This window comes from Barnesiella sp. An22 (genome assembly GCF_002159975.1).
GTDB classification, from domain to species: Bacteria; Bacteroidota; Bacteroidia; order Bacteroidales; family Barnesiellaceae; genus Barnesiella; species Barnesiella merdigallinarum.
In genome coordinates this window covers 26,055-39,455 of the sequence record NZ_NFJR01000009.1, presented here as the reverse complement: position 1 = coordinate 39,455, position 13,401 = coordinate 26,055, and the positions used below count along the sequence as shown (strand labels likewise).

General features: G+C 55.4%; 12 protein-coding genes. 3 read left to right on the top strand and 9 right to left on the bottom strand.

The genetic code is table 11. From position 1 onward, the window contains the following. Positions 1 to 92: 92 nt before the first annotated feature. A complete protein-coding gene (cls, locus tag B5F38_RS09600) occupies positions 93 to 1,535 on the top strand; it encodes a cardiolipin synthase (RefSeq protein WP_087409069.1) in 1,443 nt (480 codons plus the stop codon). Here the strand turns inward: cls and B5F38_RS09595 are convergent. Next, positions 1,530 to 2,954 (bottom strand): AAA family ATPase, encoded by a 1,425-nt coding sequence (locus B5F38_RS09595; protein ID WP_087409068.1) that lies wholly within the window; start codon positions 2,952 to 2,954, stop codon positions 1,530 to 1,532. The two genes, cls and B5F38_RS09595, sit on opposite strands and share 6 nt — an antisense overlap. 164 nt (positions 2,955 to 3,118) lie before the next feature. Between B5F38_RS09595 and B5F38_RS09590 the strand changes: the two genes are divergently transcribed. Further along, positions 3,119 to 3,931 carry a DUF3822 family protein gene (locus tag B5F38_RS09590; RefSeq protein WP_158096867.1) on the top strand — a complete coding sequence of 271 codons (813 nt, stop codon included), beginning with the start codon at positions 3,119 to 3,121 and terminating at the stop codon, positions 3,929 to 3,931. Positions 3,932 to 3,940: 9 nt separating this feature from the next. On the opposite strand, the gene B5F38_RS09585 is transcribed toward B5F38_RS09590, so the two are convergent. After that, positions 3,941 to 5,005, bottom strand: coding sequence for an AraC family transcriptional regulator (locus B5F38_RS09585; protein ID WP_087409066.1), 1,065 nt, complete (start codon positions 5,003 to 5,005; stop codon positions 3,941 to 3,943). 228 nt (positions 5,006 to 5,233) lie between these two features. Here B5F38_RS09585 and B5F38_RS09580 point away from each other — a divergent pair, with 228 nt between their 5' ends. Beyond that, positions 5,234 to 5,809 carry an RsmD family RNA methyltransferase gene (locus B5F38_RS09580; RefSeq protein ID WP_087409127.1) on the top strand — a complete coding sequence of 192 codons (576 nt, stop codon included), beginning with the start codon at positions 5,234 to 5,236 and terminating at the stop codon, positions 5,807 to 5,809. Between the two features lie 125 nt (positions 5,810 to 5,934). On the opposite strand, the gene B5F38_RS09575 is transcribed toward B5F38_RS09580, so the two are convergent. The 7 genes from B5F38_RS09575 to B5F38_RS09545 form a co-directional block, all read right to left on the bottom strand. Then, entirely contained in the window at positions 5,935 to 6,900 is a 966-nt protein-coding gene (locus tag B5F38_RS09575) for a metallophosphoesterase (protein ID WP_241147845.1), read from the bottom strand. Positions 6,901 to 6,962: 62 nt separating this feature from the next. Beyond that, entirely contained in the window at positions 6,963 to 9,776 is a 2,814-nt protein-coding gene (locus tag B5F38_RS09570) for a TonB-dependent receptor (protein WP_087409064.1), read from the bottom strand. 253 nt (positions 9,777 to 10,029) lie between these two features. After that, positions 10,030 to 10,377, bottom strand: coding sequence for a winged helix DNA-binding protein (locus B5F38_RS09565; RefSeq protein ID WP_087409063.1), 348 nt, complete (start codon positions 10,375 to 10,377; stop codon positions 10,030 to 10,032). A 4-nt stretch (positions 10,378 to 10,381) separates the two neighbouring features. Further along, the gene (locus B5F38_RS09560) at positions 10,382 to 10,567 is read right to left on the bottom strand and encodes a 4Fe-4S binding protein (RefSeq protein ID WP_087409062.1); all 186 of its coding nucleotides are present in this window, start codon (positions 10,565 to 10,567) and stop codon (positions 10,382 to 10,384) included. Positions 10,568 to 10,770: 203 nt separating this feature from the next. Continuing rightward, positions 10,771 to 12,555, bottom strand: coding sequence for a choice-of-anchor J domain-containing protein (locus B5F38_RS09555; protein WP_087409061.1), 1,785 nt, complete (start codon positions 12,553 to 12,555; stop codon positions 10,771 to 10,773). Between the two features lie 170 nt (positions 12,556 to 12,725). Beyond that, positions 12,726 to 13,196 carry a thioredoxin gene (gene trxA / locus B5F38_RS09550; protein WP_087409060.1) on the bottom strand — a complete coding sequence of 157 codons (471 nt, stop codon included), beginning with the start codon at positions 13,194 to 13,196 and terminating at the stop codon, positions 12,726 to 12,728. Beyond that, complete coding sequence (locus B5F38_RS09545; RefSeq protein WP_162611679.1) at positions 13,189 to 13,395, bottom strand: DUF6132 family protein; 207 nt, start codon at positions 13,393 to 13,395, stop codon at positions 13,189 to 13,191. The genes trxA and B5F38_RS09545 overlap by 8 nt, the downstream gene beginning before the upstream one ends. Positions 13,396 to 13,401: the final 6 nt, after the last annotated feature.

The window sequence follows — 13,401 nt, the reverse complement described above, 5'->3', positions numbered from 1 at the left end:
CTCACGATAGGAGCGGTCGAGCCGAAAAAATAACGGTGCCACCGCCCCGGATTTGTTTTTTTCGGAATATTTTTATAATTTAGCTTTTACTTATGTTTACACTCGCCTTGATGCCCTTTACCGACTGGGTCTATCTCGTAGTCTATACGATATATGCCATCACCATACTGGGAACGATTGTGATTGTCATCACCGAAAATCGTAACCCGGTAAAGAGTCTGGCGTGGGTCATCGTGCTCACTTTCCTTCCCGTGGTGGGGTTGGTCTTTTATATCTTTTTCGGACAGAATTTCAAGGCCAAGCGCATGGTGTCGCGACGCATCAAGCGCAAATTGCGCAAGCGCGACTACCATTCGATTGTCAATATCGACGAGCTGCCGTTGAACGAGGAGAGCAAGCAGGAGATCAAGCTTTGTCACAGCCTGTGCAGCATGCCCTACTACTCGGGCAACCGGGTGAAGATCTTCACCACGGGGCAGAGCAAGTTCGACCAGTATCTGCAAGATCTGGAGGCAGCCCGCGAGTACATACACATACAATACTATATCTTCGAAGACGACAAGCTGGGTTCCCGCGTGAAAGAGGTGTTGCTGCGATGTGCCCGCCGGGGGGTACAGATACGGGTGCTCTACGACGACGTGGGGTGCTGGTCGGTCAAGAAGCGTTTTTTCAAGGAGATGCAGGAGGCCGGCATCGTCGTGCGTCCCTTCCTCGAGATAACCTTCCCCCAACTGGCCAGCCGCATCAACTACCGCAACCACCGCAAGATAACCATCATCGACGGCCACATCGGCTACATCGGCGGCATGAACATCGCCGACCGCTACATCGAGGGGCTCAAGTGGGGCATCTGGCGCGACACGCATCTGCGCATCGAGGGGCCGGCCGTGCAGGGACTGCAACTGCTCTTTGCCGTCGACTGGAGTTTCGAGTGCAAAGAGGTGTTGTCGGCGCCGCACTTCTTCCCGCCGATAGAAGATCGGGGAGAGAGTGGTATCCAGATTGCGCCGGGTGGACCCATAGGCGAGTGGTCCAACATTGCCATGCTCTTCCTGAAAGCCATTACCAACGCTAAAAAGGCGGTCTACATACAGACTCCCTACTTCCTGCCCACCGACAGTCTGGCTAAGGCATTGCAGACGGCAGCGCTGGCCAAGGTCGACGTGCGGGTGATGATACCCGAGCGGTCCGACTCGCAGATACTGCGCTTCGCCTCGTTCTCCTACATCGCCGAGATGTTGAAGGCGGGAGTGAAGGTCTACTTCTACCAACCGGGACTGCTCCATGCCAAGACCGTCATTATCGACGACGAACTCTGCACGGTGGGGTCGACCAACTTCGACTTCCGCAGCTTCGAACACAACTTCGAGGCCAACGCCTTCATCTACGACCGCGAGGTCAACAGCGAGATGAAGCGCATCTTCATCGACGACCAACAGCACTGCCGGCGCATCATCCTGCACTACTGGCGTCACCGCCCGTTGTGGCAAAAGGGACTGGAGTCGATCATGCGGCTGTTGAGCCCGGTATTATAGCGGTTGTTCCAGAAACTGTTCGCTCACATTGACGAGCCACACCTTCTCGGTAGCCCGGGTAAAGGCGGTATAGAGCCAACGGTAGAAGTCGAGCGAGAGAGCCGCCCCCTGCTGAATATACCCCATGTCGATATAGACGTGTTTCCATTGGCCGCCCTGCGCCTTGTGGCAGGTAACTCCGTAGGCATATTTCACCTGCAGAGCGTTGAACCACGGGTCGGTTTTGAGGCGTTTGAACTTCTCGCGCCGGGTGGTGAGGTCGTAGTAGTCGGCCATGACCTGCGTGAACAGCGCCTCCTGCTGTTCGCGGGTGAGCGAGGGGGAGTCGCTTGAGAGGGTATCGAGCAGAATCCTGGCATCCATCTCGACCTCGCGATCGGGGAAATAGAGCAGTACATCGGCAAAATGAAATCCGTACAGTTCGGTGCGTCGGGCCACCCGCACCACCCGGGCCACGTCGCCGTTGGCAATGAAATCGAGCTCCTTGTACTCCTTGCCCCAGAAGTAGTTGTTCTTGGCCACCAGCAGCAGGTCGCCGGCGGTGAGCTCCTCCTCGCGATAGAGAATCTGGTTGCGGATACCCTGGTTGAAGATGTTGGCCCGCTTGTTGGAGCGGGTGATGACGATGGTCTCGTCGAGCCCCACCCGGTCGTACGAGTCGGAGATGCGCTCCACCAGATACTCGCCGCTAAGGGCCTCGACGTCGGGGAATCCCTTGACCCGGAGGCGGGGCATGGGCAGTGGTACCTGCTCCATCTCCTCGCGCAGACGGGTGGCGTTGCTGAGGATACCCGACTCGGCCGCCTGCCGCGCCACCTCGCGCAGTTCATATTCCCACACGGTGAGGCCATACCCCTTCAGCACCGCAGCGTCGAGGGCCGGGCTGCGCTCCTGACCTACCGGCGGCAACTGGGCCGTATCGCCTAGCAGAATCAGGCGGCAATGTTCGCCCGAATAGACATACTCCACCAGGTCGTCGAGCAGCCGGCCGGTACCATACACCGCACCCTCGCCCGACGAGTTGGCAATCATCGAGGCCTCATCGACGATAAAGAGGGTGTGTTTGGCCAGATTCTCGCCCACGAGGAAACCCTCCATGTCGGGCGAATAGCTCTTCTGCCGGTAGATGCGGCGGTGTATCGTATAGGCGGGATGGCCTGCGTAGCGGGCAAAGACCTTGGCCGCCCGTCCCGTAGGGGCAAGCAGCACCACCTTGCTCTGCAACTGGGCGAGGGCCTTGACCAGCGCCCCCACCAGCGAAGTCTTGCCCGTGCCGGCATAGCCTCGCAGCAAAAAGAGCGTGTCGTTGTGCTCGTCGAGCACAAAAGTGGCCAGCATCTGCAGCAATTCGCACTGCTGCCGGTTGGGGGCGTAGGGCAGATAACTCTCTATCTGTTGAACAAGCAGGTCGGTAATCATGGACGAATGCGATAAAGTGTATCACAAAAATAGTGTTTCCCGTTTTCTTTTCTTACATTTGTACGATTTAAATGGCGAAAATGTCTGTGCCCCTCTTCGCCGGGAGTGTGCGATACCCCCGTGCCGGAACGTGGCCCAGACCTCAAAAAAACAGAATAGCAAAGATGGAACCGATAGCGGCATTGAACCAGTTGATGAAAGAGAGTCACAAGTACATCCTCACGATGTATGCCGACGGTTCGTACCTGCACATCTTGTTGCAGCACACCGAGAATCGCGACTCGATTGTGACCGAACGGCTGCCCATCGGGTCCACTCAACAGTCGCTCGAGGAGGCAGTTTTTTCCCAACCCGTCCTCACCCGGGCCTTCGAGAAGGTCTTCTTTCTGGTCGACTCGCCCCGCTATACCTTCATCCCCAACGCTTTCGCCTCGGCCGACGACAACCCGCTCTACTTCAAATTCTGTTTCCCCGACAGCGACGGCACCGCCGTAGCGGCCGAGCTGCCTCATACCGGAGCGCAGATGCTCTTTGAGGTAGATACCGAGCGGCTTTCGTTCATCCGGCGCACCTTCGACCGCCCCGTCGTGCTGCACCGGTTGGCTCCCGTGTGCGAATACTTCTACCGCAAGAGCCGGCTGGGCTACAACGCCAAACTCTACGTGCACTGGGGTAACGACTCGATCGACCTGTTTGCCTTCAACCAACAGGGATTCCTGCTGGCCAACAGCTTTGCCATGCACCACGTGAACGACGGCATCTACTACATTCTGAATGCCTGGAAACAATTGGGATTCAGCCCCACCGACGACGAGCTCTCGCTCTCGGGCAACCACCAGGAGCTGCGGCAGCACATCATTCCGCTCATTCGCAAGCATCTGGCTTTTATCACCCTCACGAAATTCCCCTCTCACCTGCCGGCCGGCGACGAGAGTCTACCCTTGCCGCTGCGGCTCATCACCGCCTATACTCGATAGAGTGGGGCTTCAATCCCCTCTCTGCCTGCGGTATTGCGAAGGGGTACAACCATATTTTTTCTGGAAAGAGCGGCGGAAGGTCGAGACCGAATTGAACCCGCTCAAGAGGGCTGTCTCTTCGATACTGCCCCCGAAAGCCGCATCGCCGAGAAGCGACTTGGCTCGTTCGAGCCGGAACGAGTTGATGAAGTCGTAGAAGGTCACCCCCAACTCGTTGTTCAGGCAGTTGGAGAGGTAGCTGCGGTTGGTCCCCATCTCGGTGGCCAGGTCGTTGAGCGACAGCTTGGCGTTGAGAAACAACTCCTTTTCGCGGATATACTCCTCGAGTTTCTGACTCATTGGCGACGAGCCGTTACGCAACGGTTCCAAGGCCTCGGCTTCGGGTGCTGGGGCGTTTTGCGGCACATCGGGTATCCACTCTTGCCGCAGACTGTAGTAGAGCACTACCGACCACAGCAGGGTCGAGGTGGTATAGTAGACGAGGTCGCCCAGATGGCTGATGTGGGTACAGGTATAGAGCCAAAGCAACAGACAGAGGGCCAGAATAATCATGCTGTTGATGAGCCAGCGCACATTCACCCGCTCGGTGTAGGAGTAGTTCTCGCGCATGAACCGGTTGTAGTTTCTCACCTTGGAGACGATGAAGAGTACCACGACCAGACAGAAGAGGGCCATATAGATCACACTCCCTACGTAAAAAGCCGATGCACCCGTTGTGGCAAATCCGGCGGTGAGGAGTACCAACGGCAATTCGAACTGCACCACCCGCTTGAGGCTGAAGAAGCCGGGGTAGAGAATCTCGAGCAGGAAGAGGGCGCAAAACGGTACTGCCCACATGTCGAACGACAGCAACAGGGTAGAGTAGTAGTACGACTCGCTCACCGAGTCGACGTAGAGCAACAGGTCTTTTACATTCTGTACACCCCACAGGCAAAACAGGTATCCTAGTACCTGCAATGGTCGGTTGGTGCCCCGAAAGAAGGCCAGATTGATTCCAAAGTAGATGAAAAAGGCCGATGACAAACCGTGTGCAAAATTGGACAGACTTTCGATAAACAGCGTGTTTAGAACCATTCCCCCGTGGTGTTTGATTATGATATTTTCATAGACTCAATGGAATTGCAAATATAGTGTGCCACGCTATAAAAATCAAGAGAACTTGATTTTATGCTCTCGCCTTTCGCTATCTTTTCAGAAGAGAGGATGCGGCTCGGCATAGTCAAATTTGAAAAACAAGTTTTCCCGTTTGCCTCTGCCCTCACCTTTCACTATCTTTGTATCATAAACCAAAGAGCAAACAGCATGCGAATCATCAGCGGTAAATACGGGCGTCGGCGGTTCGATGTCCCCACTAATATCAAGGCTCGGCCCACGACCGACTTTGCCCGGGAGAATATCTTCAACGTACTGGAAAACCTGATCGACTTCGAGGGCATCGAGGCGCTCGACCTCTTTGCCGGCACGGGGGCCATCAGCTTCGAGCTGCTCTCGCGCGAGTGTGCCCGGGTGGTGTGTGTCGAGATTTACCCCACGCAATACAACTTTATCCGCAAGGTGCAGCAACAGCTCGGCGACCGCAACCTCACCCCCATCAAGGGCGATGTCTTCAAGTTTGTACAAAGCTGCCGCCAGCAGTTCGACCTGGTGTTTGCCGACCCTCCCTACGACTTGCCCAAGCTGGAGACTCTGCCGCACGAGGTGCTGTCGCGCAACCTCTTGAAACCGGGCGGTATCTTTGTACTCGAGCATTCGAAGAACAACGACTTCTCGTCGCACCCGCTCTTCGACCAGCACCGCAGTTACGGCAGCGTGAACTTCTCGATTTTCCGTCAGCCCGAGGCCGAGGCCTCCGGGGCGACCGACTCCCCGGACCTCTAACCGGGAGTGAAGCGGCTCGGCCCGCATCGTTATCTCCAGCCCTTTACACGAAAACAGAAGGGCTTCGCCCGGCCCGACGGCCACAGGCAAAGCCCCTTTGAAAGAAAGAAAATAAGAAACTCGTGTTATTTGGTGCGCGTAACCGTGTGCAGCACATGGCCGGTCTTGTCGAGCATGTAGAGGCTCAACTCCTGGTCCGATACCGATACGACTGAGAATCCCGGTTCGGGGCTGCAATATTGCGTTCCCTCGATGGGGCTCACCTTGCGGCTCAGCGAGGCCGACGAGTTGACCACGTAGTCGACCGGGCTGTCGGGCATCTGTATGTGCTGGAAGTTGTGAATGTGCCCGGCGATATACATGTCGACACCATATTTCCTCAACAGCGGGTCGAGACGCTCCTGCAGGTTCTCGCGCTCGATTTCGTCCTTGGGAGTCTGAGCATAGACGGGGTGATGGCCGATGACCACCTTCCAGGTGTCGTGCGAGGCATTCAGCACCGAGTCGATCCAGTGAAGCTGGGCCTGCATGTCTTGGGCGGCCACGTCGCGATACGACTCTTCCGACTCCTTGTGGTATTTGTCGATAAGCGGTGCCGTGTCGATAAAGACCACCTTGAGCGTAGAGCTGTCGCCCACCTCGAAGGTCTTGTCGTAGTAGCGGGCCGGCATGCACCAGCGGCGGCTTACGCCCGAATAGTCGAGTACGGCCTGGGTGTTGCCCCGGTATTCGTGGTTACCCAGCACGGGATACCAGTCGAGCATCAGCTCGGGGTGCGAATAGATGTATTCGTAGTTGGTATTCCACAGAGGGTCGTCGACGCTGGCCACCCCCTCGAAGTGGTGAATGTCGCCGGCGGCGGCTACAAACTCGATGCCTATCTCGCCGGCCGTCTCGCCCATCTGCTCGGCAATGGGCTTCTGGTCGTAATAGCCGTTACGTCCCATGTCGTTGGCTACGATAAAGTTGAAGTTATCGTCGATCGACTCGGGGAAGGTGCTGTTTTGCGTGTCGTTGGTCTGGCGGCACGACCAGCCGCACAGGATAATCCCCACCAGCAGCAAGGCCGAAAAGGTGCGGACATGTCTCAAAAAGAATCTAACGGATTTTTTCATTTCGCTTCGTTTATTTGTTTTTATCATTTACTTGTTTTTTAGAACTCCCATTTTACACCGATGTCGAAGGTCGACTTGTAATACTCGAGCTGTGCCATGTACTGCTTGGAGCCCTGGTAGTAGCGCAGCGGCTGGTTGGTGAGGTTGTTGGCCTCGGCAAAGATGCGCAGGCCGTCGGCAATGCGATACGAGGCGTTGGCGTCGAGGAAGAGCTGCCCGTCGTAATAGCGGTCTTCAAAAGCCGTGCTGGCCACCTCGTCGAGATACCCGGCGGTGTAGTTCAAAGAAACACGTGCCGAGAAGCGATTGTTCTCCCAAGCCAGCGAGGCGTTGAACATGTGCGGAGCCGTGCCCGGGAAGCTCACGTCGGTACGCTCCTCGCCGTCCTCGTTGTAGATACCTTTGGTAATCGAGTGGGTATAGGTGTAGTTGAGCATCACGCTGAAGTTGCGCATGAAACTCGAGGCAAAGAAGTCGAGCTTGCGCTGGAAGGCCAGCTCCACACCGAAGAGGTGTACCTGGTCGCCGTTCAGGGGGCGCAGGAACTGCCACTGCTCACCGGCCGGGATGGGGTTGGGCAGGTTGGGGAAATCGGCGGCAAACTTCTCGGTCGTATAGTTGGCATCGAGGTAGTTGTAGATGAAGTTGTCGAGATTTTTGTAGAAGAGCCCGGCCGAAACGATACCCACCGACTGGAAGTAGTATTCGCCGATGAGGTCGGCGTTGTAGGAGTAGGTGGCCTTCAGGTCGGAGTTACCGGCCGAGATTTCGCGGTCTTCCGATTTTACATCGGCAAAGGGAATCAGGGCGTAGTAGTTGGGGCGGGCGAGTGCCGTCGAGAAGACACCGCGGAGCACCATATTCTTTCGGGGTGTGTAACAGATGGTCACGTTGGGCAGCACGTTGGTGTAGCTGTTTTTCACGTTGCGCAAGTCGGCGTTGGCATAGTCTTCGTCGAGCACATAGTTGCCCTCGTAGTCGACCCGGGTATGCTCGATGCGGGCCCCCACGATAAAGGTGAGGTCGGGGGTAATATCCTGGTCCCAACGCAGATAACCGGCGTAGATTTGCTCCTTGGCCTTGTAGTTGTTGACCAGATACTCCGACGGGTCGGCCTCTTTCTCGAAGAGAGAGGTGTTGTTGAGGTCGACATTGCCCAGCCATTTTTTGGAGACGAACGAGCCCGGTATGTAGCGGTCGCCCTGTGTCAGCGGCGAGTTGTAGGTGACCGGTTCCATGTCGCCCAGCGAGGGGAGACCGTCGATGGGGGTATATTCATAAAAGTTGTTGTTGCGCTCCTTGCTCTTGATGCGAGCTTTCAAACCGAAGTGGAGACGACCCTTTTGCGATGCGATGGCCGAGAGAGGTACCCGGGCGTTGATTTTGGCCGAGTATTCATCCTCGTCGGTATAGTCGTGCTGTTCGGTGAGCTTGTCGAAGGCAAAGAGACTCAAGTCTTGCCCGGGAGCCGAGATAAAGGGCAGTCGCGGGTTGGTCAGATCTTGTGTGAGCGAAAGTCCCTCTTGCGTATACTCGATGTAGCGTTCGTGCGGACGGTCTTCCTGAGCCTTGGCATAGCTGAGGTTCCAGTCGAGGTCGAACCGGGGCGAGAGCAGGTGCGTACCCGTGAGCGAATAGGATTGCACCCGCTGGTCTTCGAGACGGGCGTTCTTGTTGCGGCAGTTGTCTATACCGCCTTTGGTCTCGCGGGTGATGTTACCCGTGTATCCGGTAATCGCCTGCGTAGCCTCGTCGTATACGGGCTCCACATCCTTGAACTGGGTGCGGAAGCGGTTCTCCCTGTCGTCGCGCCAGTTGTACATCAGGTCGGCAGCCAGCGTGTTGTTGGCATCGATTTTCCAGTCGGTATTGAGCGAGATGCTGCGGCGGATGCGTTGCACGTCGTATTTGCGAATATCCATCTCTTCGAGGAAAATATTCTGGGCGTCGTCCTTGCCCCACACCCCTTCGATATTGTCCGAACCGTAGCTCTTGTTCATGTACGAGGCGCTGAGTACCACGCCCACCTTATCGTCGGCAAAGCGGTTGGAGTAGACAAACGAGCCCGACCCGGTAGCCCCGTTGCGGATGGGGTTGAAACCGCCCAGTGCCGTGAGCGAGATGCGCTGCCGGCCCGATGCGGCGCGAGTCACCAGGTCGACCGAGCCGCCTATGGCATCGCCATCCATGTCGGGAGTAAGGGTTTTGTTTACCCGTATGGTCTGTATCATGTCCGAGGGAATCAGGTCCATCTGCACCTTGCGGTTGTCGCCCTCGGCCGAGGGGATGCGGTTCCCGTTCAGAGTCACCGAGTTCAACTCCGAAGCCAGACCCCGTACGATGATGTTGCGGGCCTCGCCCTGGTCGTTCTGCATGGTGATACCCGGTACCCGTTTCAGCGCATCGCCTATGTTCGAGTCGGGGAAACGGCCCACCTGGTCGGCCGAAATCACGTTGGTTACATTGCGGTTGGTCTTCTGCTGGTTGAATGCCTTGGCCTGTCCGCGAGCCTGGTCGCCCATGACTACCACCTCGTTCAAGACTTTCGAATCTTCCTGCAACTGAAACTCGATGACCGAGTTTCCTCCCTCTTTTACCGTGACGTCCTGATACGCCGTCGTATATCCTAAGTAAGTGACTTCGACCCGATACTCCCCGTCGGGAACATTCAGGAACTCGAAGTAACCGTTTTTGTCCGAGACTGTGTAGCGGTTAAATTTGTCCAGTCGCAGTACGGCGCCCGGCAACGTGTGGTGCTCGGTCCCCTCTTTCACCGTACCCGAAATAAGTCCTGCTGCTTGTGCAACAGCAATTTGCACGAGAATAAAAATCAATGTGAATGTCCTTTTCATACTGTTTTTCCGTTGGTTATATGCTGCGCCAAAATTATCGGGCCCGTGCAACATTTGTGTTACAACTGTTTTAAGCCTAAGCAACATTCGTTATACATTGATGCTACAACTCGTTTATTATCAGTGAGGTTGGCTAAACGAGAGAAGGGTATGAGCCGGGGGGGACAAAAAAAATCCCCAGGCCCGAAAACAATCGGGTCTGGGGATACTATCGGTCACGACGGGCGGCCTGCCCGCCGGATACATTTTTCGGTTACAACAATTTCTGCAGAAGCTCGGGCACCTGGATGTCGCAACATTGCAACCGGGCGAGGCAATCGGCTCCCTCGGGCGAAAGCGAGAAGTACATCTGCCGCTTGTCGTCATCGCCCAGGCTGCGCTGAATGAGCCCCTTTTTCTCGGCCGAGCGAATCACCTTCGAGGCGTTCGACTGGGAGAGGTTCAACTGTCTGGCAATATCGCCCGACGACAGTTTGGGGCAATCGCTCAAGGCACACAGCAGGGAGCCCTCGTTGAGCCCGAGGCCGTAGCGCTTTTCAAACCGGGCTTCAAACTCGGTGATGGCCCGGTATACATCGCGTATCTTGCAAAACGATTCCATACGCTTACTTGATTTCATACATGGCCTGTTTGAAACACGAACGAACACACTTGCCGCACTCTATACACTTGTCTGCATCGATTTGCGGCAACCCGAACCCCACCTGGCTGATGGCCTGCCGGGGGCAAAGGTCGATGAGCGGGCAGCGATGGTTCTGCGGACAACGGTCTTTGTCTACTACGATTGGCATATCTTTTTTTCCTCCTTTCTTTACACAAAAGTCGAACCTGCTGTGGGCCTCTCTGCCCCGGTCGATACGACTTTTGTATCGGTTTACAAAATTACATTTTCTTTTCCAATGCAGAACAAGACCGGGAGTCGCTTTTGCCTGCGGGCAAAACGAAGGGGGAATCTCCCCGTGCGGGAGACTCCCCCTCGCCGATAGGTTCTGCGTTATTTGATAGACTTGGTTTGCAGCACTTGTCCGTCGGCCATGGCCCGAACCAGATAAACGCCGCTCGACAAGTGGTCGACATCGAGGGTCGATTGATTTTCACAACCGGCTACCTGACGTCCGCTGGCATCGAAGACCACGATGCGGTCTACCTGCTCGGCCGAGCATACTACCTGACCGGCACTTACCCACAAGCGGCCGTCGGCTGCAACCGACTCTACGGACGAACCGCCTTTGACTATATCGCCATAGAACCCGATGTTGTCGATCGAGAGCATGTAGCCGTCGGTCGTCGTCAGACGGATGGCTACGTAGATGTTCTGTCCCTTATAGGCGCCCAGGTCTACACCGCGGGTGCTGGGATTGGTGGCGAAGTTCTCGTCGGTAACCGTCAGAATCGAGGTGAAGCTCTCGGGCTCGGCATCGGTGGTCGATACCATAATCTCGTAGTCCTCGGCAAAATCTTCACCGGCATCGCCCGACATGGCCGACCATACCATATCGGCATTGTCGGAAGTAACCCCGATTTGGGGGAAGATGCACCAGCGGTCGGCCGGAACAACCGTCGTAAACCACGAAGCAGCGGTAAGCATCCACGAACCGAAGGTGGGGTGCTCGTTGATTTCAATCACGTTCCACGGCTCGTTGTTGGGGAATATGTCGTTCAACGACGAGTTGACCGTGGCACCGTCTTCGGCTCTCAACGTCAGCTCTTCGGGAACGGTTCTCGTTTCGAAGTCGTAGTACATGACCGGGTTCTTCACTACGGTGAACTCGACTTCGAGAGTATTGTTTTCGAGATTCTCGCTGCCCTCGTTCTCGATGGTAATCGTCAGCGTGTGACCGCCGGACGAGAGGCTGGCCAGGGCTTGCTCGCATACGTAGTTTTTAGTCTCCTGAGGTTCGATGCTCTCGATGTCGAAGGTCTCGACAACCGTACCGTCGACGGCAACTTCGACCGAGGCATTGGTAATCGTGTTGACCGAATTGTTGATTACCGAGAAGGAGATGTCTTGCGACTGTTGCGACGATACATATTCGTTGACCGGCGAGGTGAGGTTGGTCACAGCTAGGTCGTTGCCGAGCATGTCGATCTCTTCGAGCGAAATGTCGTCGATGCAAATCACATTCTTGTTAGCATCGCTGAAGGCGTGGAAGCCAAAGTAGTAAACCCCGTCCTCCTCGATGTGGACTACACTGGCCGACTCCATATATTCGTCGGTATTGAAGGGGGCATACTCTACCACCTTCGTGGTCATGGCTTCGGGCGTAGCCTCGGTACCATAGTATACGGCAAATTTCTCGTCGTAGGAGAAGGAAGAGTACCAGAACTTGAGACTGTAGTAACCGGCTTTCAGTTGAATGGGCTCCAAGATGAACCAGTCGTCGCCCACGTTGTTGCTGCTGTACCAATATATCATGGCATAGTCGCCGGTACGGGAGAACGAAGAGAACCACGAGTTGGCCTCGATTGCCCAGCAACCGTTACCGCCGTCGGCTTCGTCGAAGTTCAGGTCGAAGTATTTGATGGCTTCGCGGCTGTATGCATCTTCAAAACCGTTGAAGTAGGGTACTTTGGCCGGACCGAAGTGACGCACGCTCACCGTGCTGGTATCGTTGTCGGCAATATCGTCGTTCTCCAGATTGCTCCAGGCTTTGATGGTATACGAACCCGATTCCGAAAGGTCGGCCTTGGTCTCGAAGGTATAGATATACGACTCACCTGCACCGATGGTTTCGGCAATCGTCTCGGTTACGGCCGGTTGCTGGTCGATCTGATTCAATTAGTTATCATAGGGTAAATCCATCCGATACCAGGGCCGCCGATTTTTTTCTTGTATCTGTCCCGTCGCAGCAAACGATATTCATCTCCACGGCAACGGTAGAAGCCGTGGAGATGAAAAAGCGACACCTCTTTCGCAGTCCCCGCTCGGGAGAACGTGGCTTCATGGGGTTATTTCTTCAGCAATACCTTGTCGATAGCCTCCTTGAACGAACTTTTGGGCATGGCTCCCGTAGCCATCTGCGGCTGCTCGCCCATGGGGATAAAGAGTATCGAGGGGATGCTTCGTATCCCGAACAGACCGGCCAGCTCCTGTTCCTCTTCGGTATTCACCTTATAGATATAGATTTGTCCGTCGTACTCTTCGGCCAGTTCCTCGAGTATGGGTGCTACCATTTTGCAGGGGCCGCACCACGAGGCGTAGAAGTCGATGATGGCCGGCTTGTCGCCCAGGTATTTCCACTCATTGGGATTGGTTTCATAATCCATCACTTTTTTCAAGAAATCGGCTTTGGTCAATTCAATCGTTTTCATCTTGTTCTCCTTTTTATTATTTTTATCATTGTTCGTCGCTTGGGTTTCACAGGCGGCCAGCAGAAGCGCAACCAGACTCACCGCCCAAATCATCAGTCGTTTATTCATAACTTTTCTCTTTTTTAAATGAACTCATCAATAATCCGCCTATGGCTGCTCCCCACACCGTGCTGGTCCAGGGCGATGCCGTGATGGGGCAGGTGCCGCTGGCGCAACCTACATACCGCCAGTAAAGGTATCCGCCTACGGCTCCCAATATCAAGCCCAGAGCCAACAATCCGTATCGCTTCATCCAGCTCTTCATCACTTGCTT